This window comes from Bacteroides cellulosilyticus DSM 14838, assembly GCF_000158035.1.
In the GTDB taxonomy this organism is placed as follows: domain Bacteria; phylum Bacteroidota; class Bacteroidia; order Bacteroidales; family Bacteroidaceae; genus Bacteroides; species Bacteroides cellulosilyticus.
On record NZ_EQ973495.1, the window covers coordinates 403,907 to 427,727 of the forward strand.

Annotated in this window: 19 protein-coding genes; 3 read left to right on the plus strand and 16 right to left on the minus strand. The window is 41.8% G+C overall.

Annotated elements, in window-relative coordinates:
- Window positions 1-19 precede the first annotated feature (19 nt).
- The gene (locus BACCELL_RS23865; protein WP_007214706.1) at window positions 20-1,717 is read right to left on the minus strand and encodes a LeoA/HP0731 family dynamin-like GTPase; all 1,698 of its coding nucleotides are present in this window, start codon (window positions 1,715-1,717) and stop codon (window positions 20-22) included.
- Complete coding sequence (locus BACCELL_RS23870; RefSeq protein WP_007214707.1) at window positions 1,704-3,503, minus strand: GTPase domain-containing protein; 1,800 nt, start codon at window positions 3,501-3,503, stop codon at window positions 1,704-1,706. The genes BACCELL_RS23865 and BACCELL_RS23870 overlap by 14 nt, the downstream gene beginning before the upstream one ends.
- A 1,033-nt stretch (window positions 3,504-4,536) precedes the next feature.
- Here BACCELL_RS23870 and BACCELL_RS23875 point away from each other — a divergent pair.
- Window positions 4,537-5,709 carry an RtcB family protein gene (locus tag BACCELL_RS23875; protein ID WP_007214710.1) on the plus strand — a complete coding sequence of 391 codons (1,173 nt, stop codon included), beginning with the start codon at window positions 4,537-4,539 and terminating at the stop codon, window positions 5,707-5,709.
- On the opposite strand, the gene BACCELL_RS23880 is transcribed toward BACCELL_RS23875, so the two are convergent.
- Both BACCELL_RS23880 and BACCELL_RS23885 read right to left on the minus strand, forming a co-directional pair.
- Window positions 5,680-6,378, minus strand: coding sequence for a response regulator transcription factor (locus tag BACCELL_RS23880; protein ID WP_007214711.1), 699 nt, complete (start codon window positions 6,376-6,378; stop codon window positions 5,680-5,682). The genes BACCELL_RS23875 and BACCELL_RS23880 overlap by 30 nt on opposite strands.
- Window positions 6,379-6,423: 45 nt before the next feature.
- Window positions 6,424-7,950, minus strand: coding sequence for a sensor histidine kinase (locus tag BACCELL_RS23885; protein ID WP_007214712.1), 1,527 nt, complete (start codon window positions 7,948-7,950; stop codon window positions 6,424-6,426).
- Between the two features lie 213 nt (window positions 7,951-8,163).
- On the opposite strand from BACCELL_RS23885, the gene BACCELL_RS23890 reads away from it, so the two are divergent.
- Window positions 8,164-9,033: a GLPGLI family protein gene (locus BACCELL_RS23890; protein WP_007214713.1), complete on the plus strand. Its 870-nt coding sequence runs from the start codon at window positions 8,164-8,166 to the stop codon at window positions 9,031-9,033.
- A gap of 363 nt (window positions 9,034-9,396) precedes the next feature.
- The gene (locus tag BACCELL_RS23895) at window positions 9,397-11,937 is read left to right on the plus strand and encodes a carboxypeptidase-like regulatory domain-containing protein (protein WP_044154400.1); all 2,541 of its coding nucleotides are present in this window, start codon (window positions 9,397-9,399) and stop codon (window positions 11,935-11,937) included.
- Between the two features lie 2 nt (window positions 11,938-11,939).
- Here the strand turns inward: BACCELL_RS23895 and BACCELL_RS23900 are convergent, their stop codons facing one another.
- The 12 genes from BACCELL_RS23900 to BACCELL_RS23955 form a co-directional block, all read right to left on the minus strand.
- Complete coding sequence (locus BACCELL_RS23900) at window positions 11,940-12,611, minus strand: phosphatase PAP2 family protein (protein ID WP_007214715.1); 672 nt, start codon at window positions 12,609-12,611, stop codon at window positions 11,940-11,942.
- Between the two features lie 6 nt (window positions 12,612-12,617).
- Entirely contained in the window at window positions 12,618-14,495 is a 1,878-nt protein-coding gene (locus BACCELL_RS23905; RefSeq protein WP_007214716.1) for an LTA synthase family protein, read from the minus strand.
- A 113-nt stretch (window positions 14,496-14,608) separates the two neighbouring features.
- A complete protein-coding gene (fsa, locus tag BACCELL_RS23910) occupies window positions 14,609-15,265 on the minus strand; it encodes a fructose-6-phosphate aldolase (protein WP_007214717.1) in 657 nt (218 codons plus the stop codon).
- Between the two features lie 318 nt (window positions 15,266-15,583).
- Window positions 15,584-16,429: an FAD/NAD(P)-binding protein gene (locus BACCELL_RS23915; RefSeq protein WP_007214719.1), complete on the minus strand. Its 846-nt coding sequence runs from the start codon at window positions 16,427-16,429 to the stop codon at window positions 15,584-15,586.
- The gene (locus tag BACCELL_RS23920) at window positions 16,422-17,435 is read right to left on the minus strand and encodes a 4Fe-4S dicluster domain-containing protein (protein ID WP_029428340.1); all 1,014 of its coding nucleotides are present in this window, start codon (window positions 17,433-17,435) and stop codon (window positions 16,422-16,424) included. The genes BACCELL_RS23915 and BACCELL_RS23920 overlap by 8 nt, the downstream gene beginning before the upstream one ends.
- Before the next feature lie 8 nt (window positions 17,436-17,443).
- Complete coding sequence (locus BACCELL_RS23925) at window positions 17,444-18,244, minus strand: 4Fe-4S binding protein (protein ID WP_007214721.1); 801 nt, start codon at window positions 18,242-18,244, stop codon at window positions 17,444-17,446.
- Window positions 18,237-18,698 carry a hydrogenase iron-sulfur subunit gene (locus tag BACCELL_RS23930; protein WP_007214722.1) on the minus strand — a complete coding sequence of 154 codons (462 nt, stop codon included), beginning with the start codon at window positions 18,696-18,698 and terminating at the stop codon, window positions 18,237-18,239. Before BACCELL_RS23930 ends, BACCELL_RS23925 begins: the two co-directional genes overlap by 8 nt.
- A 13-nt stretch (window positions 18,699-18,711) precedes the next feature.
- Window positions 18,712-20,712, minus strand: coding sequence for a CoB--CoM heterodisulfide reductase iron-sulfur subunit A family protein (locus BACCELL_RS23935; RefSeq protein WP_007214723.1), 2,001 nt, complete (start codon window positions 20,710-20,712; stop codon window positions 18,712-18,714).
- Window positions 20,700-21,566, minus strand: coding sequence for a CoB--CoM heterodisulfide reductase iron-sulfur subunit B family protein (locus BACCELL_RS23940; RefSeq protein ID WP_007214724.1), 867 nt, complete (start codon window positions 21,564-21,566; stop codon window positions 20,700-20,702). The genes BACCELL_RS23935 and BACCELL_RS23940 overlap by 13 nt, the downstream gene beginning before the upstream one ends.
- Before the next feature lie 6 nt (window positions 21,567-21,572).
- A complete protein-coding gene (locus tag BACCELL_RS23945; protein WP_007214725.1) occupies window positions 21,573-22,127 on the minus strand; it encodes a 4Fe-4S dicluster domain-containing protein in 555 nt (184 codons plus the stop codon).
- A gap of 113 nt (window positions 22,128-22,240) precedes the next feature.
- The gene (locus tag BACCELL_RS23950; protein ID WP_007214726.1) at window positions 22,241-22,675 is read right to left on the minus strand and encodes a hypothetical protein; all 435 of its coding nucleotides are present in this window, start codon (window positions 22,673-22,675) and stop codon (window positions 22,241-22,243) included.
- A gap of 208 nt (window positions 22,676-22,883) precedes the next feature.
- The coding region (locus BACCELL_RS23955; RefSeq protein WP_007214727.1) for an inorganic phosphate transporter at window positions 22,884-23,821 on the minus strand (938 nt) is incomplete at its 5' end.

The window sequence follows — 23,821 nt, forward strand, 5'->3', positions numbered from 1 at the left end:
ATTCATCATCCAAATCCTTTTAAATTTCTTCAAAATCAGCATCTTCTGCATCTTCCTTAAACCAATCTTTCAACGACCTTCCATAATCTTCCAAATTTGCAACTTTATGCCTCATAACACTAATCTCCTGCATCCGTGCATGCAAACGTTTAGTCATCTCTATATAGGAAGAAGCAAAATTCTCATAATATTTATCATCCTTATCAAACATTTCAAATATACTTTTAAAAATCTTATCTACTTCTCCAACAATATCCGCCTTCAAATCCTTCAGCTTCTTCTCATTCCGAGCTGCAGAAATGAAGCTCACCACTTCTATTGCCAACGCCAATGCCGCTCCGCCTACTTTGGCTAATTTGGTCATCGACTTACCCAAATTAACAGCCCCCCATGGCTTAAACTTATAGCTCTTGGCAAATATATCACGAGCTGCTTTCACCATTTCACCGCTAATATTTACTTTCCCTAAGTAAGAGCCTCCTTGTTTCAATACATCCTTCAACATTGAATCTTGCTTATCAAATCTCAGGTTGAAATCTATCTCTTTCATAGACAAAGTAGCATTATTCTTCTCTGCACATTCCGATAATATCTGATTCACCTTCCTCAAAAGAATGTATCCAGTCACTTTTTTATCCTCCATTCCAAGATCATCATCTATTACAGTACCGAAAGAATTCTGCGTTGCATTATTGATGTCCATTTTAATAGATTTTTTCAAATCATTCAAACGTTCCGTCATTATTGCCTTGCTCTGATTTAACTCTCCTTTGAGAATATTCAAATCATTATTCATATCCTTCAATTCATCATCATACCGTCGCAATGCTAAAGAGAGCGGTCCAAACACCGCATCCACCCGTTTTGACATGCTCAGCAATACATCCTTTATCACGGCTGTCTTCGCATTATTTTTTGCAGCATCTGTATCCAAAGTATCCGTTATTGAAGAAATATACTCACGCAACACCTCAATATGCGATCTCTTCAAATAACCATCCATATCAGTAAACCAGTGCTTCAAACCTTTTCCTTTTGGATCAGCTGCAACACAAGCGATTCTCATCTTACTCTCTTCTTCGGCTGTCAGACCTATTGTATCTCGCAATCGTTTCAGCAAATTATCCTTCTTTATGGAAGACATTTCATTGTAATCCTCCTCATCCAGCATATCAGTGCCAGCTTCATCCATCTTATTAATGACAAAAATGGTAGATTCTAATTTATTGAAATCGCGCATCACAAGTTTGATAATATCCTTATGACTCTCTTTTAGTGGAGTAACAGCATCGCATACGTAAATAACAACATGAGCCTCAGAGATATATTTCTGTGTTAGTTCGGAATACCGTATATTTTTTCCATCCACTTCTTTCTCCTTCGTACCAAACAATCCCGGAGTATCAACAATTTCAAAGCCCTCTTTCAAACCATTAGGACGATATACCTTCAATTCATCTGAAGATTCATCCTGGTCTATTTTCATTGAATCCTCCAGCTTACCCAAAAGCCCGGCCACCACACTTGTCTTTCCATCCGAAAATGTACCTAATAATACCATGCGTATGATATTATCCTTACTGCTTTTAATTACATTTTCTATTTTTTCAAGGACATCCGTCAAATCCAGCCCCAGTGTTATGCCTTTTTCAACCAATGACTTCAAGGCTATAAGCCGGTGCTGTTTTTCATTTCCACTATTCTTAGATGTTTCCATATTCTTTGTTTTTTACATTTGTTGCAAAATTCTTTATTTTAATATCTGCTACATTGATTAACTCAGTCAACTTACCCAGATTATTCTTTTCTCTAGTGATATTCGTTACAATTTTCTCTTGTTCCATTCTTACACGACTTGCTAACATATTTAAAAGTGGAGATAAATTCTTATGTTCACTTTCTGTACAACACTTATTTATCTGTTGCCGAACTTCTTCTTTGGCCTTTCCGCGACCGCCATCGCCAAATAGGCCTTTACGCAGCAAATGTATAGCCCCACCGGCAACTCCTCCTATTATCGCACCCATAGGACCGCCAAAAGGAGATCCAGCTAGTGCACCACTACCCACTGACGCCGCAAAACTGGCAACATCCCCAAGAGAAATATTCATTTTATCCAAAGCTGCATCAAAATTTATTGATGATATATTAATGTCAATCCCTCCTATGATAGGAAAAGTTATAAAACCCACTTCATCCAGTTTACGTTTCTTGATTTCAATCTTTTCATTCAATATTCGAAGCTCTTTACCAACAAAACTTTGAGCATCTTTTGAATAGCAAGCGGAGAGTTGTTCCAATTCAGACTTAATTTTCTTCTTCTTTTCTTCTTCATTATAGCTATCACAATCAATAATATGGTACACACTTTCTTGCAACTTATCGAAAGTCCGCTTATGAATGTTACGAATGCCACTTGACACACTTGAGTTAAAAGAAGAAAACAAAGCAGCAATATCCCGTTGGAAATCGGATAAACCTTTATCCAATTGTTCCACATTTTGCCGCTGCTTATCAATATCGTTCTCTATATTCATATATATGCTTTTTGCTAAAGCTACTAACTTTTGCTTGTTAGCCTCTACTATCTCATCTGTAAAGTTCATGGATTTTTGATCTACTACTTCAACGATCTCATTGAACCGGCTGAAGCTAAACAAGACATCTACTTTTCCAAATAAATCCAGCAGTTTTCGCTGAGTGCGTAGTAATTTCCTGCATTGAGGAGAAAATTGAGCGTATGCGCACAAAGCCAAAAGTCCCTGTATAGTGATATTTCCTTTATATACATTCCCCAGTGTTTTCTGAAAAGTTTCTTGAATTAATTGCTCAACCCTACACACGGACTCTATTCGTAACGAAACTCTTTCTTCACTTTCATCATAATTCTCACTTCCGCCACGCACATTATAAATAGAATAAACATTCACCCAGTTATTAAGATATTTTTTAATTTTCTGCGCAGTAGCCCCATCCGGTTGCCGATTATGCCCCTGTACATAAAACACACAATGCGCTTGGGTCAATGCTTTCTTTATTTCATCTTTAAAATCATCCTCATTCCCTTCTATTCCAGGTACATCTATCAACGTAAATGGCTTTCCTTTTACTTTAAGTTTATACTCTTTATATACTTTCGTAAAGTCAGCTTGTCCATCACCAACAATCAATCCATCAACACCTTCACCCTTTTTGATCATCTCTTGTTTACGAGTTTCATCTTCAAATAAGATACGAAATGTCTCTATAATCGTACTCTTACCAGCATTGGTTTCACCAAAGAATGCAATTACCAAATTATCCCAAACAGTTCCGGTCTTAGCTTCTTTCAATCTTTCTTCAGACTTGATTATACTATTTTCCAATGAAGATAAAAAATGATCCTTTATCTCAACGAATTGAGAATTTCCCCCTTTTAGACTATCTATCTCCCCTGCTGACTTATATAAAAAATCAATAAAGGATTGGTATTTTCTCTCAACTCTGTCTCTCGCAGTATTCATAATATCAAATTTCTAATTATTAATATTAGCTGTTCACATATATCCTAAATACTAAAAAAGAGCGCGAACCCACATCACAAATTTCTTGAAGGTTCGGCTCTGGTAAGCCTTGGTCATGAAATAAGCGAAGCAGCTCCACGCCCTGTACGGGTGTGAACAATGCTCAGACTTATATTATTCATGACCAAAAGTTCAATTTACCAGATTTAACCTTCAGAATAATACGTCTTCGACGTTCTACAATATTCTATCTTTCGTCCTCTTTTTCTTACTTTTTATATTTTCGTTCTTTAATACAGGCAAAATTATAAAAGTTTTCTGTAAAAGAAATACTAAAGCATATAAATATTGGGAGCTGCCCGCTTTTTTTATTCCATGTATGGGGACAAATATAGGGTGAGATACAGCCAATAACTGACGGTATCTCTAAATTTCTTCTTTCAGTTCTTTCAGTCTTACAGTTCTGTCCCAATCTCCCTATTCATCGGCTCTCCGGCTGAAACTTCCGGTCTCCTTATAGTTTCAGCCACATTCATGTCATACCTTCTTTCCAGTCTTGTGTGCCACAACAATGGCACTTAAACTCAACACATAAGGCTGCAGGCCTACCCTCCCGTTCATATACACCCTATCATACTTTTTAGCTAATGACCGACTGGAGTCATTCACTCTACCAACTAGAGTTGTTCAATCGACCGACTCCAGTTGTTCACTTTACCAACTAGAGTGGTTCATTTATCAATCAGTATCTTTGGAACAACTTATAAGTCTCTGATTCGTATCCTGCCCGTGTCAAGTCCGTATCAAGTCCGTATCTAAGAAATCAGATAAAACATTGAGCCGATACAGACCCAGTACGGAGCAGCTACGGACCGGATACGGAGACTGCATGGAGATTGCATGGAGAAACTACGGAAATACTGCATAAATACAACAAAACAACACACAAAATTGAAAAATAATTTCTACTACGCAAAAACATTGCGCACCTCCATGCAAATCTTTGCAACATCAACTTAAAAGACATCGAAATATGAAAGTTATTGCAATGAACAATGTACCCGTAAAACTCTGGGTAGACCAACTGGATGCACATGCCTGGGAAGAAGTAAACAACCTGACAACACTACCTTTCCTTTTTCATCACCTTGCACTGATGCCCGATGCACATGGGGGTAAAGGTATGCCGATAGGTGGTGTACTGGCAACAAAAGGAGTAGTAATCCCCAACGCGGTAGGAGTAGATATCGGTTGCGGTATGTGTGCCGTGAAAACAAATCTTCTTGTTGAAGAAATACCGCAGGATGTACTTCGCAAAGAGATTATGCGAGGAATACGTAAACGGATTCCCTTGGGAAGAGAGCATCATAAAGCCGCGCAAGATGAACAATATATGCCAACCGGTTTCGATACAGAGAAAATGACAGTCGTAAATCGCCAATTAGTATCGGCACGAAGACAAATCGGTACATTAGGTGGTGGCAACCACTTCATCGAACTGCAACGTTGCAACGACGGTTACCTGTGGATTATGCTGCACAGCGGCAGCCGAAATTTAGGAAAGATGGTAGGCGATTACTATAACCAGATGGCCGAAACACTAAACACCCGCTGGTATTCCAGTGTAAAGCCGGATATAAAACTCGCTTTCCTCCCGCTGCGTGCACCGGAATTCAAACAATACTGGGCGGAAATGGAATATTGCGTTGCTTTTGCCCTTGCCAACCGTAAACTTATGATGGAACGCATTGAAGAAATTATAGCCGAAGCATTACCTAACGCCACTTTCGAACCAATGATCAACATTGCACACAACTATGCTGCATGGGAAGAACATTTCGGAGAGAATGTAATTGTACACCGGAAGGGGGCTGTACATGCCGGCATCGGAGAAATAGGTATTATTCCGGGATCACAAGGCACACATTCTTATATAGTAGAGGGATTAGGTAACCCGGAAAGTTTCTTGAGTTCTTCACACGGGGCAGGACGCGCGATGAGCCGTTCTGAGGCTGTACGCAGCCTATCACTCGAAGAGGAAATTGCCCGTCTTGAATCGCAGAATATCATACATGCCATTCGTGGACGTCAAGACTTGGAAGAGGCTGCCGGCGCTTATAAGAATATTGATGAAGTAATGGCCAATCAGGCTGATCTGGTACGTATTCTGACTACCTTATCGCCCATTGCAGTCATTAAAGGATAATATATATCCTTTCTTCATCAACGATTCTATCTTCACTGAAGGATCATTGCGAAGTGCCTTACGCAAATAAGTAATTTGTACATTCAACGCCAGAGAGTTTGCATAAGAGGTACTACTCCAAACTGTATTCAACAGCAAGTCACGGTCTACAGCCAAGTTGAGATTCTTCGCCAACAAGCGGAGGATCTCTGCCTGACGGGAGGTAATAAGTACTTTATTATTTCCCGTTCGTATTTCATTGGTACTGTAATTGAAGACAGACTGACCAAAACGGTAAGTCTCCTCCTCCACCGTATCGGAAAGCTGGGAAGTGAAACGTTCATGGATACGGGCTATAAGTTCTTCCGGATAAAACGGCTTGGCAAGATAATCGTTCGCACGAAGCTGGAAACCTTGCAGACGGTCGGCCTTATCACTACGGTCGGAAAGGAAGAAGATCAGGACGTGTTTATCCGTCTCGCGGATACGTTCGGCCACTTCAAAACCATTATAACCGGGCATATTGATATCGAGCAAGACCAAATCAGGCTTTATGAGCGGAAATTGTTCCAGAGCAATTTTCCCGTTTCCGGCATAAGTCACTTCATAGCCTTCCTTCTCAAGAAAGCGCTTCAGCAGCATTGAATATTTCAAATCATCATCGGCAAAAAGTATTTTCAAGGCTTTCATATCATTGGTTATTTTAGAGTATGGATTATGCGGATTAGCACAGACTTATTGGGGAATAATAATTTCAATCGTTGTCCCCTTGCCTGCCTGACTATTTAAAGAAATACTTCCATGATGCGCCTCTACCAACAACTTTACATAGCTCAACCCCAGACCAATACCGGGCAACGAACGATCGGGAAGATTACTGCCCCGATAGAACTTATCGAATACACGATTCTGTTCGGAAACCGGAATACCGATACCATCATCAGACACCCGTATCATCAATTGGTGATCCTGCAAAAGACAATCTACAACAATATGCACAGACTTACCCGAATACTTCACGGCGTTTTCTATCAAATTACTGATAATATTAGAAACATGCACCGGGTCTGCCGTTACCAGAGTCTCCGAACTAAAATGGGTTTCAATAGCAACATCCTTATCCTCAGGCACATGGTAAAGCCGGACAAGCTTTTCCAAACTCGTCTTTATATCAAAGGTACGGACGGAGAGCTGCGTGTGTTCATCATCGGCACGCGTCATATCACGTAATTTCGAAAGATAGGCCGACAGGTTATCCAGCTCGGACATGGAATCGTGAATCACTTCATCCATTGCTTTCTCATCTGTTCGCATAGATTTGTCATTGAGAAAGGCTATACACATTTTCAGAGCCTGGACGGGACGTTTCAGTTCATGTATCATAGTGTTTACAAAGCTTTTTCGCAGTTCGTCTATCCGTCGTTGCTTCAAGATGGTTTTTATCTGAAACAGCAGACAAAGCCCCAGCAGAAAAATCAGACAGGTACTGCCCACTAACTGCCAACCCATACGCACAAGTACCGCATGAGGGGAAACCTTCACGGAAACAAGCACAAACTGACGTTTCAGGGGATTATAAGGATACATTACTTCTATATATGGATTGAACAATGTACCTTGCCGTTTCAGTTCCGCATTCCACTGGTAAATGGAATCTTCGGAAACCACCAGATGCGTAGTAAACGGCTGATTGTCCAGGCGCATGGCAAGCAAAGAATCAAATTGCTGCAATGCGAAAGGTACATCCAGTTCAAGACGATAAAGATTAATCACCGAATTCAGATTAGGAGCATCCTTATCGGACATATTGATCTTAAATGAATCCATAACGATGATCCTTTCTTTAGGAATGATACTATCCAATGCCCATTGCTCACGCTGTGTGTGTTTTGTTTGGTCATCCACCTTAGCCGAATCTCGCGTCTCTATCTTGAGAGTTTCTACATTCCCCCCCATGTTCTCCAACTCTCTTCCTTTCAGAGCACCCAAAATCACTTCATCAATGGTGGTGCGGTGTTCCAAATCAATGGATTTGCTCAGTTGATAGAAGAACATATTGGCATTGTTGAGCACCTTTTTGGGTTGAGGAGTACGGATAGAGTCATACTGTTGAGTGGTCTGCAAGATGCGATCATAAATATCATTGATCTGTTCATCATTCATATATTGATACTGATTACGCAACCAGTAAACCTGTCCGCAGGTAATAAGCAGCATCGATACGATGGAGAATATCCAAACGATCTTAATCCGTTGTTCCATAATTGTTCTTTTTTAGTCTCGCTTAGAAAGACTTTCATTTAGTACCGGCAAAGGTAAAAGTTAGCTTGCAAATATAGGTACGTACGAGGCAGATATTATGCATTGAGTAATATTTCAGTAATAACTTTCAGCCTCTTCTGAAGTAAAATCCGCATAGTTTTGCACTACAATATTTGCTGGCAACAGCATGTCAAACCTCTAAAAAGTAAAACTATGAGTGCAAGAATTATCTTTTTTAATCTGTGTCTCGCTATATTGTTCGCATCACAAGCGAAGGCACAAATCATCGTTTCCGATGGAACGAAAATCCAAAATGATACCATCGGTGAGGCACAAATCCTTGTGCAATACGAAACGCGCTGTATCAGTAATACAGAAAAGCCGGAAAATGTTACGGAAGAAACTATGATGTTGGAAGTCGGTAAAAATCTCTCTAAGTTCTACAGTTACACCAAGTATGTTTGCGACTCTGTACTGGCAGTAGACTTCGCCAATAAAGCCTCGCAGGAAACGATTAATGAACATCTGAAACAATACGGAACAAGCAAACTGAGTGAACGTACCTTCAGAGGTTATCCTGCCGGAAAAGTAACGACCCTCGATGAAATAGCAGGCATATCCCGCCTACGTTGCGAAGAACCGGATGAACGTCCGCAGTGGAAGATACTGGCAGAAAACGACAGTATCCTCTCCTACCTCTGCGGCAAAGCCGAATGTCGGTTCAAAGGACGGACATGGACAGCATGGTTCACTACAGAAATTCCTGTTAGCGAAGGTCCCTGGAAATTATGCGGACTGCCGGGACTGATACTGAAAGCCGTAGACAGTGAAGGGCATTATTCATTCATCGCCACAGGTGTAGAGCAATGCCATACTGACAGACCTATACTCTTCGATGGAAAGAAGCATGAACCGATGAATCGTAAAGCATACAATAAAGTACATGAACGCTATTATGCAGATCCGGTGGGATTTATCACCGGAAGTATGCCGAACGTTACCATTAAAGTAAGTGATGAACACGGCAATGCAACCAAGAACCCGAAAAACGTTCCTTATAATCCACTGGAACGGGGTGAATAAGTTACGAGACCGCATCCTTGTATTCAATCAATTGAATATAAGTGTCCCGATCACAATTAGTTTATATTATGTTAAATGATAATTTAGCGAAGCGAAGCTTCGCAGTTGACAAGGTAATCAGTTGACAAGGGGACAAGGGGCTGCGCAGTGTTAGGCTGCGCTGTAAAATGATAATTTAGGAGTGTAGTTATTGATATTCTGACTATCTCAATTCCCGAGAGGAGGAGAATTTAAGATACTTCGCGTAACAATAATTATCATTTCACCGCGCAGCCTAACACTGCGCAGCCCCTTGTCCCCTTGTCAACTTGTTCCCTTGTCCCCTAAATTATCATTTATAGAACAAGTTAACTTTGCATGATTATGAACAGATTACTTCTCCTTATGGCTTTCCTCTCTTTTCTTTGTTTTTCAACAATTAGTCGTGCTCAAACTCTGAGTGGGAAAATAACAGATGCAGAAACCCATCAACCGCTGGAAGCTGTAATGATCAGTGTGTTACGCGGAAACATGATGATAGATTACACACTGACCGATGCCAAAGGGCAATATTCTCTACCCTGGAAACATAATGAGATATTGCAGCTTAATGTTTCCTTGTTAGGCTATAAGAGAGAGATGCGCAATATCAGTGCAGCAGGAACTCTGAATATCAACCTACAGGCAGAATCGATCATGCTAAAAGAAGTACAAATACGTCCCGGACGTATCAATACCCGAAAAGATACGGTGAGATATGACCTGGCACAATTTGCCTCATCCAAAGATGTACACATAAAGGATGTATTAAAGAAACTTCCGGGTGTGGATGTAGATGAAAAGGGACAGGTAAAGTATAAAGGAAAAGCCATCGACCATTATTTTGTGGAAGGAATGGATGTGACAGGCGGACGTTATAACCAAATCAACAACAATCTGAGTGCCAAAGCCGTAAAGAGTGCGGAAATCATGGAGAACTATCAGTCAGTAAAGGCCTTGAAAGGAAAAATTAATTCCGATGAAGTGGCATTGAACCTGAAACTGGACCCGAAAGCACGTGACCAATGGATAACAAACGGTACCCTGGGAACCGGATGGAGTGACAACAACGAAAAACTCCTGTGGGAAGGCGGACTGAATGCCCTTCAACTGAGTAAAGGAAAACAGAGTGTCTATAATTACAAGACAAATAACAATGGCAAGGACCTCAGCAACGAGCAAACAAGACTGACCGGAAATAACCAGCAACAAGTTCCACTTTCCGGTTTTCTCTCCCAACCGGGCATCAGCGCACCATTAGACAAGAATCGCTTGCTATTCAATGAAACCCACACCCTGAACGGCAACCGTATGTACAAATGGAATGATGACCGCAGCTTACGCCTGCAAGCCGGATATACTCATGATATAATACAACAGCAACGGGGAAATACCCAAATTTATTATCAACCGACAGATACCATACAAATAGATGAAACCTACCATTATCGTCTGAGAAGTGACATCGCTAATCTGGAACTGCGTTATGAAGATAACAGCAGCCGGAATTATATATCCAATCGCTTCACCGTAGACGGAGAAATAAATCGCGGACGTTCGGAGGAACTGGGACAAACTCTGCAAACTTCACAACTAAGTGCCGGAAACTACTTCAATCTTATCCGGAACCGGGAAAGCGGAACCTGGGAATTTCGTTCGGTGACACAGTATACTTACCAGCCTGCATCCTTACTACTCGAAGAAGGAAAAAGTAAATTCAACCAGCATAACTTCTACACAGATAACAGTGCCGCATATCTGCGAAAGCATAATGGATTTACCCAACAATATAAGGCAGGAATACAAGGAGAACGGGCTACCCTGAAATATACTCCGACAAGACAGCCTAATGATTTCAATGCTTCGCACCTGTCATTGTATCTTACCCCCTACTTCCAACTGGAACGTGGAAAATGGCTGACAACACTTTCCCTTCCTCTGAAAGCAGAACGGTATTTCTCACAACAGCGTTCGTTCCTGTTCTTCAATCCGTCCACGTATTTGCGCTATAAACTGGATTATCATTGGACGTTCTCCCTTTATGGCAGTCTGAAACGTTCGGCAGGAGACTTCTCCGACTTGTATCCGGGACTCTACCAAACCGATTACCGCACCTGGCGAGACGGCAACGGACTTTTCCCAACCAACACCACGCAAACCTACAATCTCTACGGAGAGTACAAAAACACTGTACAGGAATTTTTCATCACCGCCGCACTAACCTACAGCCGCAGCAATCGGAATACCCTTTTCGAACAGAGTGTTTCCGAAGATGCCATTGTCTACACTCGTCGTGAACTACCGAACCATAGTGACAGCTGGAATCTCAGCGGTACTTTGTCCAAAGGTATATACGACTGGCATTTGAAAACCTCACTCACCCTACTACTCAGTCGCAGCAATGGCGAACAGCTTACCCGCCTGGCTGACAGCAAAGGTAATCAGCAAAGTCTTCTGCAAACCTATCGTTATGATTATCTGAAAGCAGAGCCTAAAATAATCTGGTCGCCCGCAGATGTTTTTGAAGCGGAATATCATGCCACATTAGGCTATGGTGGCAGCAAGATAGGAAGTGACACTCGTCTCACCCCGTTACTGGACTTCGTACAACGATTACATCTCACATTCAGTATTGGGCAAGTGGACCTGCGGCTCTCCGGCGAACATTACCGGAATGACCTGGGAGGAAACACACATCTCAACACAGTGTTCGCAGATGCATCCCTTATCTATAAAAGAAAAAAATGGAGATTGGAAGCAACCCTTAACAATCTCTTCAACAAAAAAGAGTATGCTTACACAACGTATTCCGCCACGCAAAGTTACACTTCACGGCTAAATATACGTCCGAGGGAAGCAATGGTGACAGTCAATTATCAGTTCTGAATCTATAAGATCATCACCGTGGAATATATCAGTATCCCCACTATCGTCAATCCACCCACCAATATAGGAGCATAAATATGGGGAACTTTCTTCATGGTCTTATACCCGCTGACTTTCAAGAAAAGGCGGTATACGATATATGCGGCCAATAATCCGATCAGTGTTCCCACTATGAGATCTCCCGGATAATGTACTCCCAGGTAGATACGCGAATAGCAGGTCAGCAACGCCCAGCCCATCATAAATACGGTGAGCCATCGCTTACGGAAAAGAAACCAGACAAAGAATGCCAGGCCGAAAGTATTGGCAGCATGGCAAGACGGGAAACCATAACGCCCTCCTCGACGTCCGTTTACAATATGTACCATATCGGATATAGGATTTTCCAGATTGGAAGGGCGGAGACGTTCCACATACGGACGTATCAATGTCGCCCCCGTCTGGTCGGCAATGGTAATTACGAGTGCCAGGCCGACCATGCAGAACAAAGTCACTTTCCAATGGAAATTACGTAGCATCACGTACCAAATGGCAGCATACATGGGTATCCAAATCCATTTACCACTGTAGGTACTCATGAAATAATCAAAGAACGGACTGTGCATCCGGTTGAGGGAGAGGAATATGTCAGTATCAATGTCAACAACCTCATTCAAAAGTTCTAATAGCATCATCTTGTTTTATCTTTTAGCAATGTCATCATACAATTTCTGCAAATAGGCCTTGCCCGGTAGCAAGTTCTTTCCTTTCGTACTGCCTTCATCTACCGCCACGGCATTAGCTTCGCAATTAAATATCAACTGATTGTCCGGTGTCACCATCCCAAAAGCATCTGGCACGGCAAAGAATGCAAAATGTGGAGAAGCCGGATTCAGCATATCTTTACTGAACACAAAATCCTGATGCGGCAATGATAATTGTGCCAATAAAGTAGCTGCAATATCATGTTGGGAACCATATATATCAATGCGTCTTGGTTCGCTAACCGCACCTCCTATCAATAACAGGGGAATTTGGTAACGATCTACCGATAGATTATTCAGATGTTCAGGATATGCACCCAGATGGTCGGGAACCAATACCAACACTGTATTCTTCCATTGCGGCAATTCGCGGAAACGCTTCACAAAGTCGCCTACACAACTATCGGTATAAGCAAAAGCGTTTAAACGATCATTCGCCAGACGGCGATACGGAACTTCAAAGGGTTCATGACTGCTAGAGGTTTGCAATACCTGGAAAAAAGGACGGGCATTTTCTGCCGAAGCTGTGTCTGCCGCCTCAGCTTTCATATCTTCCAGCAGACGGTTGAAAACAAGATGGTCATGCGCTCCCCATTTACTCAAGCGCTCTGATACGGGAAAGTCCTGATCGGAAATAATATTCTCGAAACCGGAAGACATCAGATAGGAACGCATATTCGTAAAGTCGGCATCACCTCCATAATAATATTTAGTACGGTATCCGGCATCACGCAGACTACCTGCAATGGCAGGAAGATTCTGTGTCTTACGGGGATACTTCATGATACTCGTGGTAGGCTGTGCGGGATAGCCACTCAGAATAGCCACCAGTCCACGGTCTGTGCGGAAACTGTTGGCATAAAAGTTTGTAAAGAGTACTCCCTCCTTTGCCAGACTATCCATCTGTACGGCAACATCCGGCTCACCGCCCAAAGTTGTCATCAATCTGGATGAGAAGCTCTCCAATATAACAAAGATAACATTGGGGCGTTCTGTCTTGAATAAAGTCGTACGTAAAGTATCGGGAACCATTGCAGTACTGTCCAGCACTGACGGATCTACCAGATTCTTTATCAGCTCATCCGCCTGTGCCGCTTCCATAAAACGATATTGCTTGCCGAAATCTTTTTGCTTGGATAGAGATTCCATCAGGCTGAATGCCGGATTGATAGCTGCATGGTTCAAGCGTTGGTTGGAACTGAAATAAACTTTGCCGGTGTTCATTGTAGAAACAGTAAAACCACCACGAATAGGAATAAAGAGCAAACCGGTCAGTAACAGCATTACACCTGACACCGACAATCGGCGATAAGGCAGTTTCATCCTTTTCCAGATACCTTTCTGTATCCAAAGAAAAAGAACGTAAAGCAATGATGCATACAGGATCATGGCTACTATCCCTCCCAGCACCTGCCATATACTGATACTTGCCAGCGCATCTTTGGGAGAAGAGAAGAAATAAAAGAGCGGTGTAGCATCCAGGCGGAAGCCCCAATACTCATATAAACCTATATCAACAATGAAAATGACAGCGAGCAAAATAGCGATGAAGAAGTAATAGCCGTTCCAGATACGGCGGAGTGTCTTGGAAAGTGTCCAGGCGGACGCTATGAAGAATAGTCCGGGAATAGCCGTTAAATATCCGGCAAGCGAGAGGTCGAGCGGTAAACCATTCCAGATAATCTTGAAAGGGTCTGTCCAGGAAGTTCCTGCATACAAAGAACTGTAGTAGAGTATAAATAACGGTTTCTGTAGTATAAAGATACAGACGAAGAGAATGTACGTCTTTATCAATCCAATAAGCCTTTCTTTCATCAGCTTTTTCTCTTTTTATATTTATATTGAGCGCAAAAATAGTTGTTTTATTCTATTTTACGCCAATATTATTCAAGAAAACCGTGAAAGATAGGCTTATAGAGTATTTTTTATTATCCGTTTACACGTTTATAGTCTTCAAGGAACTTTTTCAACCCGGAATCCGTCAACGGATGATTAAGTAGACCTTTGATGGCAGACAACGGACAGGTTGCTACATCAGCCCCTACTTCAATACATTGCATGATGTGCGCTGTATGACGAATGGAAGCTGCAAGTACCTGTGTAGTATAACCGTAATATCGATACATTTCTACAATCTTGCCTACCAGTGCAATACCGTCTTCACAGATGTCATCCAGACGCCCTACAAACGGAGAAACATAAGTAGCTCCTGCCTTGGCAGCCAGCAATGCTTGTCCTACGGAAAATACTAATGTGCAATTGGTACGAATCCCTTTGGAAGTGAAATATTTGACAGCCTTGATACCGTCGGCAATACAGGGAACTTTTACTACGATATGCGGATTGAGTGCGGCAAGTTCTTCACCCTCCTTAATCATACCTTCATAATCCGTAGCAATTACTTCGGCACTGACATCGCCTTGCACGATGTTGCAGATTTCTACATAATGTTTCCGCTGGTTATCTACTCCTTTGATACCCTCTTTCGCCATGAGCGAAGGATTAGTTGTCACTCCGTCAAGAACGCCCATATCATAGGCTTCCCGGATTTGATCTAAATTTGCAGTGTCAATAAAAAACTTCATGGTATAAACTGTTTATTATGATTAAAAATAGAATGTTACATAAAATGAAACCTCAAGAAATGAGGCATATATAATTAGAAACAGATAGTTAAGTTAAATGTTTTCAGTTTATACCGTTTTATCTTGATAAAGAGGAAAAGAGCCCAATGGAGAAACCATTATTAGACACACACATGAAAACTATTCCCATTGGGCTTTCCTCATCCCATATAGAAGCAATAAGTAAATACAGTTTGCCTGAAATCACTTCGGTATGTATTTTACTTCTATACAGCTTTTCCCGTTTCACAACGGAAAGCATATATTATAATTATGGATTCAATATTCAGAGGGCATGTTGTTCAACTGCGCTTTTGTAAACACAGGCCCGTCTTTACAGACATACAACTTCCCGACATTACATCTACCACACTTTCCAACACCGCATTTCATCCGGTTCTCTAAAGTTGTGTAAATGTCTTCATCCTTAAAACCTAACTTTTCCAATACAGGAAAAGTAAACTTAATCATTACCGGAGGGCCACAAACAATGGCAACAGTGTTATCACTGTCGGGAGCAACAGCCTCCAGCACAGAAGGAACAAAGCCCACCTGCCCTTTCCAATCCGGTGTTTCTCCACCCGGATCAACCGTAGTAACCAAACGGACATCCGGACGATTATCCCACTCCCTCAATTCTTCTTTATAAACCAGATCAGCCACAGACTTCGCTCCATAGATAATCGTGACATCATTGAAATTTTCACGCAAATCCAAAGCATTCCAGATTACGCATCGCATAGGTGGAAGTGCTATTCCGCCGGCTATGAACAAAAGATTCTTTCCTTTCCATTCATCCAAAGGAAACGTATTGCCGAATGGTCCGCGAAAACCGATTGTGGCGCCCGTTTCCAATCTGGATAAGCCTGTTGTCACTCTTCCGGCTTGTCGGAAAGTACATTCTATATATCCTTTGCGCGTAGGAGAAGAGGCTATACAAAAAGTAGACTCCCCCTCACCGAATGCAGAATATTCACCAAACTGTCCGGCCTTGAAATGAAAATCCTCACCTTCCCGTTCTTCCTTGAATTTCAGGCGGAATGTCCGGACTCCGGGAGCTTCATCTGTTATTTTTTCAATTATCATCCGATATGGAAGATAAAGGGAATCTTTCTGTTTATCCATGATTTTCTATTGACATTAAATGTTCAACGATATTCATATCGACCGGACAGGCACGGGAACAACGTCCGCATCCGGTGCATCCCGTTTCATCAATACGATCCGGCATGTATGAAAACTTATGTAGAATACGCTGTCTCCAGCGGGTACTTTGAGTAGGCCGGGGATTATGTCCGGACGTATGTTGAGTAAATAAAGAAAAGCCACAGGAATCCCAGCAACGAATCCGACTACCGGAACTTCCCCGAGCATCTTCCTGAATATCAAAACAAGCACAAGTGGGACAAACAAATGCGCAAGCGCCACACCCCAAACAACGCTCGGATTGTTGTTTCCAAATAGGGCTATCAAAAGCTCCTTCCAGTTTTTCACGGAGCTGTTCTAACTTGAAACGAACCGGAACAGAAGCCAAATATGTCTCTTTATCTATTCCGTCCGCTGGTGTAGTTTCCTGTACAAAACGTTCTATCAACGATTTACCTTTCGGAGTCAATATCTCCACCAAAGCACTCCGATCCGGTAATTCTGTTACTTGTATATCGCTGCCTTCCGTGTTTCCCGGACCACCATGGACAGAAGTACAAAAACAATATTCATCACATCGGGTACAACTGAAACTAACTAAAGTTATTTTATCCCTCCGCGCATTATATATATCGTCTTTATAATCCCAGTTAAAAATACCGGTAAGTGGAGCAAAACCAGCCGCATCACAAGGACGCACCTTCCAAAGCACAATTTCCGGAAAATCATTCAGATCCCTTTCCTGTAAGGTTACGTCTTTCCCTTCTTTTCTGTATGAGAATAACTTTTCTGCCTTTGGAAAGGCAAAACGCTTCGCGGATTGGGTAGTCTGTACATAATCATCAGCAACTTTATCACCGAAAGCCAATAACCGGAAATCTGTTTTTTCTCCATCATGTACAGGGGCAAACACTTCTATCTTACTGTTTACCATCTGATAAAGCCATTGCTCCAAAGCATGCTGGCTGATATGTAAATTAGTCATTGTTTCCATTAATGTATGAAGTCTTCTTTATCTTCCACTCTAAAAGTGGCAAGTACATTTCCCTTATTCCCCAGATTACCCGGTTGTTTTTCAAACTCATGCCGGATAGTTTCCATCATATTCTGTGTCAGCAAATGAAGAGGAATACCTACAGGACAAGCTTTTGCACACGCTCCACATTCTACACAACGCCCAGCCATATGCATGACCCGGTTTACCTGCCACTCCATATTAGTCAGCGGAGCCGACCATGCCTGTATCCACTGGGGACAGTTCACTTCAACAATGCATCGATTGCAATAACACAATGGGCAAGCTGCACGACAGGCATAACACTTAATGCATTTTGACATTTCATGAATCCAATATTGCCATCTGTCTTCACGAGTCATGTTTTGTATCTTCTCTATCAGTTGGCGGTCTTCTTCACTCGTCAGCATCGGATAGTCAGCCATATAAGCATAAATATCTTCAAAGTTGTCGAACTGAATAACTTCTTCCTGAGCATTCAATGTGAGAATAATCCATTGCTCCTGCTTCAATTGATTTTCTGACGCTAGTTGCAGAATAGTACGCAGTGCAGGGAGATTAGCAAACAAGGCTGTTTTATCTGTACCGAATAATTCTGTTTTAGTCAAATAAACTGCAATATTATTCGTACAAAAGTCATCCCAAACCAGTTTATCTGCCTCCTCTATATTTCTACAAAAAAATGGACGTACTCCGTGACTCCCCTTCTCAAAGCCAATAACCAATTTCACGAGATCCTCGGTGAAAAGTGACTTTACTTTTTCGGCCAATTTATTCATAAGCCACCTCCTGTTCTAAATATGCAGCTACCTTCTTGTATTCTTCGTAAGGTCCTAACTCTCGAATAGCGGCAACTGTCTGATTGACTAACTCTGCCCATTTGGCTCCTTCGGCTGCCGATACCCAAGAATAACAGATTCTCCGAACATCAATGCCCAGGAAATCAAGTAGTCCGCGAAAGACAATCCAACGCCGGCGGGCATGAAAGTTTCCGGATGTATAGTGGCAATCATTCGGATGGCAACCAGATACTATAATACCATCGGCTCCACCAGCAAAGGCTTTTAGCAATAACATAAAATCAATTCTACCCGTACATGGAAAACGTACAATTTCCACATTGGTGGCATATTTCAAACGACTTGTTCCGGTTAGATCGGCCCCGGCATAGGTACACCAGTTACAGACGAAAGCAACAATCTTCGGTTCAAATTCAGATTTATTCTCATTCATATCTAACTTCCTTTTAATTGTTCAACAGAGCCATTACTTCAGCATATACCTGCTCATTGGAATATCCCTGTATGTCAATTGATTTAGAGCGGCAAAAAGCAACACATGTTCCGCAACCCTGGCAAAGCCCCGGATTAACTTTAGCTACTGTTTTCAAAACTTTGCCTGTCCGATCTTTTATCTCTTCACGCTCAATAGCCTGATAAGGACAAGCGGTCTGGCACATAAAACACCCTACACAAGTACTGAACAAGGGAGGTGCAGTCCGGTTGACAACAGCAATCATAGGCTCACGCACCAAGTTGGCTTGTGAAAATAAGCTTGCTACTTTCACAGCTGCACCGGATGCCATCCCCACTGTCTCGGGAATATCTTTTGGAGCCTGACAGGCCCCCGCCAGAAAGATACCGGCAGTATTCGTTTCTACCGGCTTCAACTTAGGATGCGCTTCTGCAAAAAACTGATATGGATCATAGGAGATATGCATCTTCTGAGCCAAGTCTTCTGCACCTTTATTTGCTACTCCTGCTGTAGCCAGTACCACCATATCCGCTTCTATCTCAACAGGAGAAGCACCGAGCAAAGTATCTACTCCCTTTACAATCAACTTGCCATTTTTTTCATAAATCCGTGCAACACGTCCCCGTATATAGTTCACCCCATCTTCTTCAATCGCTCTACGCACAAATTCCTCATAATTCTTACCACCTGCACGAATATCCATATAAAAGACATAAGATTCACCATCGTGTACTTTATGCTGATAAAGCATAGCATGTTTGGCAGTATACATACAGCATATTTTGGAACAGTAAGGAATACCTTTTGCCGGATCGCGTGAACCGGCACATGCAACAAACACAATTTTTTGAGGGATTTTACCATCTGAAGGACGACGGATTTCTCCTAAAGTAGGTCCGGACGCAGAAGCCAGCCGTTCAAACTGAATCCCGGTAATAATATCTTTATATTTTCCATAGCCATATTCCGGGAAAAAGTCTGTATTCAGTACATTAAATCCGGTAGTAACCACAATAGCTCCGACATTTTCTGATATAATACGGTCCTCTTGGTCAAAACGAATAGCTCCGGTCGGACACACCTTTTCACAAACACCGCATCTTCCTGTCCGAAAATGAGTGCAATGTACTCTGTCGATTACCGGCTTATTAGGAACAGCCTGAGGAAACGGAACATAAATTGCAGTCCGCATTCCCAAACCTGCATTAAATTCGCTCGGAATCTTCTTTGTGGGACATTTCGTTGTGCAAAGTCCACAACCGGTACATAGCTTTTCGTCAATACTCTTTGCTTTTAAGCGAATACTTGCTTTGAAATTACCTATAAATCCTTCCAGACTTTCCAATTCTGCATAGGTATAAAGCGTAATATTAGGATGCTGAGCCACCTCAACCATACGTGGAGTCAAGATACATTGAGAGCAGTCTAAAGTCGGAAATGTTTCTGACAACTGTGACATATGCCCGCCTATAGAAGGATCTTTCTCTATCAAAATCACCTGATATCCACAATTGGCAATATCCAGACTTGCTTGGATACCAGCTATTCCGCCACCTATCACCAAAGCTTTTTTAGTAATAGGAACCTGTATCGGATTCAGTGGACGATTCCGCTTTACCTTCTCAACCAAACTTCTCACAATGTCAACAGCCTTACGTGTAGTTGCTTCTCCTTTATCATGCACCCAAGAACAATGTTCACGAATATTGGCAATTTCACACAAATAAGGATTTAGGCCTGCTTCGGCACATGCCCGACGAAAAGTCGGTTCATGCATACGGGGAGAACATGCACCTACCACCACACCATCCAAATCATATTCTTTAATTGCATTCTTTATGAGTGTCTGCCCCGGATCCGAACACATATATTTATAATCAACAGCGTATGCCACGCCTTCCATATTCGCAGCCAGCTCAGCAACTTTTATACAATCAACAGTAGCACCGATATTTTCTCCGCAATGGCATATAAAGACACCTATTCTTGACATAACTCAGCCTCCTTTAAGTTTACACCCACAAAATGACGCTTCAACCCTAAGTCTTTAGCTGAAAGTCCGATAGCCAATCCTAACACTTGAGTTACATATAGCACAGGTATTGTTATCGGTTCCATCAAATGCCTGTTGATAGTAGAACGACGCATATCCAAATTGGAATGACACATCGGACAAGCCACAATGACAGCTTCCGCTCCTCTGTCGCTGGCATCTTTCAAGATATTTCCAGAAAGACGCCCAACCAAATCTGTGCGCGATACGGACAAGCCCGCCCCGCAACATTCAGTCTTAAATGCCCAGTCTATAGGATTAGCCCCCAATATTGACATAATCTTATCCATACTTTGCGGATCCTCCAAACGATCAAACTTTAAAACTTTATGCGGACGAAGTAATAAACAGCCATAATAACAAGCCACCTGATGAGCAAATGGCCGTACAATCTTATCCGGCAATATATCCAATATATATTTTTCTATAAATTGAAGGACATTCAAGACTTTTACTGTTCCCAGATAAGGCAAACCTACCACCGTCAGCACATCATCCTTCAACTTTTCATTATTTTCCAATTCATATTGTGCCACACTCAGACGATTATAGCAGGAAGCACAAGGAACCACTATTTCCTGAAAGCCTTGTTTCTCGGCCAATGCCAATATACGAGTAGGCAGTGCTAAAGACAATTCTTTATTCATGGAATGTGCCGCAGTAGCACCGCAACAATTCCAATCTTTCAACTCTACCCAATCAATCCCCAAAGCCTTTCCTATTGCCTTAACCGACTCATTGTATTCACGGGAAGTACCATTCAGCGAACATCCCGGATAGAAACCTATTCTCATACTTTTCTACTTTTCTTTTTTGTCAATAGTTTGGGAAAATATCTTCTTTATCTTCTGCCTGCTCTCAATACATTCCGGCAAAAGGTTCAATTTTCCTTTCTTCAACATACCGGGAACCAAGTTTACATCCTGTAGCATGCGAAAGGTACGCATTTTAAATCCGGCAACTAAACCTATCTCATACAACCTTCCGGTATATCTCACTGATTGTAGGAAAGCACTGTGGAAAGCAACCACAGGCCGGGATTGTTTATTTATACAGTTCCGGTGGCGGGACTGCTCCCGTAGATAATCCATGATTTTAGGAATATCAATTTCTTTAGGACACCGTGCAATACAATTCTCACAATTCAAACAAATCCAGATAGCATTGGAACCAAGCACACGATTGTCATTTTCAGGGGTTCTTGTCTGAAGCAAACGTACCAAGAAACTGGGAGGAAAATCCATTTCTTCCGCTAAGACACACCCTGCCGTACATTTACCGCACTGATAGCAGCGCGATATGATGACACCCGCCTCATGCTCCAATCCATAGGAAATACATTTTTTGTTTTCCATGTCAGCATGAAATTAAATAAGAAATAATAAAGATAAATGAAGCAATAGATAGGGCCTGCAGAAAAGAAGCTGTTGCTCCTCACCCTATCAACAAGTTAGAAAAGAAATGTGAATTAAATAAGAATATGTCCTAATGTATAGACATAGTATCCGTTAGAATATTTAATATAATTGGTATCCGGAGAAAGTCCTCTCCATTTATTTTCCGGAAGTTGAGTATCTGAAAGACAAAGCATCTGCACGATTGTAGCAGAACAAAATCTCAAGACTTTAGAAGGTGTTGTGGTATTTCTGAAAGAAAACAAACCACCTAACAACCCGTCACTAATTGTATAATCGGATGTTTCGCTATCGAAAGCGTGACTTCCTCCATATGATTGTCCGGCAACAGTCACAGAAATCTTCTGTGCCAATCTGGTATCGGATTGCACATCCATGGCAACAACCCCGGCATTGGGTTGAGCCTCTTGCACTTTTTCATCAGGAGTATAGTGAAATCCTAACATTAAAAGTGAACCAAACAATATGCAAAAGATATACTTCATCATAACGGGTGCAAACGTAGTAATTATCTTTAATATGAATACATTTTTATCAAGAAATTAATATTTATTTCACACTTTCCAATAATAACAAAATCATTCAAAAAAAGCATTAGAATACCAGATGAACTGATTTGTAGCCTCTTATCATTTCAAATTGATGTGAATTCCAATTCATAACCTCATTATTAACTAATTGCTACTTGTATTTGATTTAGGAAAGAAGGGTAATAACCCAATAAACTCCGGCTGCCAAGAGCCCACTCACCGGAATAGTCAGTACCCAAGCAGTCATCAGACTTCTTGTTACTCCCCAACGTACAGCGGAGAGTCTTTTAGTAGCACCGACTCCAATAATAGCTCCGGTAATTGTATGTGTAGTACTCACCGGAATTTTCAAGAACTCCGTAAGATATAAAGTAAAAGCACCGGCCGTTTCCGCAACAACACCTTCCAAAGGGGTTACTTTGGTAATCCTGGTACCCATCGTTTTCACAATCTTCCACCCACCGGACATTGTACCAAGAGAAATGGCTGTAAAACACGAAAATGCCACCCAATCCGGTAAATCCTCAATACTGTTTATTCCCATTCCCAAGCCTTCCGAATGGGCTGCTATCATGGCCGCCGCTATAATACCCATTACCTTTTGCGAGTCATTCAAACCATGCCCTATACTGAACATAGCCGAAGAAACAAGTTGCAATTTCTTAAACCAGACTTCAGCTGTATGGGGATGTGCACGCCGGCAAGCATAAAGAACCAACAATGTGAATCCGAAGGCAACAATCATTCCTATCAAAGGAGCAAGAAATATGAAAGCCGCAATCTTCAGAATGATATTGAGTTGAATAGCATCGAAACCATGAGCCATAATGGCGGCTCCTGCAAATCCGCCAATAAGGGTATGGGAAGAAGATGAAGGAATACCTCTCCACCAAGTAAACAGATTCCATGCTATGGCAGCAATCACTCCGGATAATATAATCGGCAGTGTAATAAACTGTTCCATCACAGTCTTGGACACAGTATTGGCTATACCGAAACCACCGATTAAATATTTGGCAATAAAAAATGCAACAAAGTTAAAGAAAGCCGCCCATATTACTGCCTGAAAGGGAGTAAGAACTTTGGTCGATACAATAGTGGCTA

Excerpts from the sequence above, each read along its gene's own strand:
- BACCELL_RS23895 (WP_044154400.1), top strand. The coding sequence starts at position 9,397 with ATGAACAGATTACTTCTCCTTATGGCTTTCCTCTCTTTTCTTTGTTTT.
- BACCELL_RS23900 (WP_007214715.1), bottom strand. The coding sequence starts at position 12,611 with ATGATGCTATTAGAACTTTTGAATGAGGTTGTTGACATTGATACTGAC.
- BACCELL_RS23905 (WP_007214716.1), bottom strand. The coding sequence starts at position 14,495 with ATGAAAGAAAGGCTTATTGGATTGATAAAGACGTACATTCTCTTCGTC.
- BACCELL_RS23935 (WP_007214723.1), bottom strand. The coding sequence starts at position 20,712 with ATGTCAAGAATAGGTGTCTTTATATGCCATTGCGGAGAAAATATCGGT.
- fsa (WP_007214717.1), bottom strand. The coding sequence starts at position 15,265 with ATGAAGTTTTTTATTGACACTGCAAATTTAGATCAAATCCGGGAAGCC.
- BACCELL_RS23880 (WP_007214711.1), bottom strand. The coding sequence starts at position 6,378 with ATGAAAGCCTTGAAAATACTTTTTGCCGATGATGATTTGAAATATTCA.
- BACCELL_RS23890 (WP_007214713.1), top strand. The coding sequence starts at position 8,164 with ATGAGTGCAAGAATTATCTTTTTTAATCTGTGTCTCGCTATATTGTTC.
- BACCELL_RS23870 (WP_007214707.1), bottom strand. The coding sequence starts at position 3,503 with ATGAATACTGCGAGAGACAGAGTTGAGAGAAAATACCAATCCTTTATT.
- BACCELL_RS23920 (WP_029428340.1), bottom strand. The coding sequence starts at position 17,435 with ATGACTAATTTACATATCAGCCAGCATGCTTTGGAGCAATGGCTTTAT.
- BACCELL_RS23925 (WP_007214721.1), bottom strand. The coding sequence starts at position 18,244 with ATGAATAAATTGGCCGAAAAAGTAAAGTCACTTTTCACCGAGGATCTC.
- BACCELL_RS23950 (WP_007214726.1), bottom strand. The coding sequence starts at position 22,675 with ATGATGAAGTATATCTTTTGCATATTGTTTGGTTCACTTTTAATGTTA.
- BACCELL_RS23940 (WP_007214724.1), bottom strand. The coding sequence starts at position 21,566 with ATGAGAATAGGTTTCTATCCGGGATGTTCGCTGAATGGTACTTCCCGT.
- BACCELL_RS23885 (WP_007214712.1), bottom strand. The coding sequence starts at position 7,950 with ATGGAACAACGGATTAAGATCGTTTGGATATTCTCCATCGTATCGATG.
- BACCELL_RS23875 (WP_007214710.1), top strand. The coding sequence starts at position 4,537 with ATGAAAGTTATTGCAATGAACAATGTACCCGTAAAACTCTGGGTAGAC.
- BACCELL_RS23945 (WP_007214725.1), bottom strand. The coding sequence starts at position 22,127 with ATGGAAAACAAAAAATGTATTTCCTATGGATTGGAGCATGAGGCGGGT.
- BACCELL_RS23865 (WP_007214706.1), bottom strand. The coding sequence starts at position 1,717 with ATGGAAACATCTAAGAATAGTGGAAATGAAAAACAGCACCGGCTTATA.
- BACCELL_RS23930 (WP_007214722.1), bottom strand. The coding sequence starts at position 18,698 with ATGAATGAGAATAAATCTGAATTTGAACCGAAGATTGTTGCTTTCGTC.
- BACCELL_RS23915 (WP_007214719.1), bottom strand. The coding sequence starts at position 16,429 with ATGGATAAACAGAAAGATTCCCTTTATCTTCCATATCGGATGATAATT.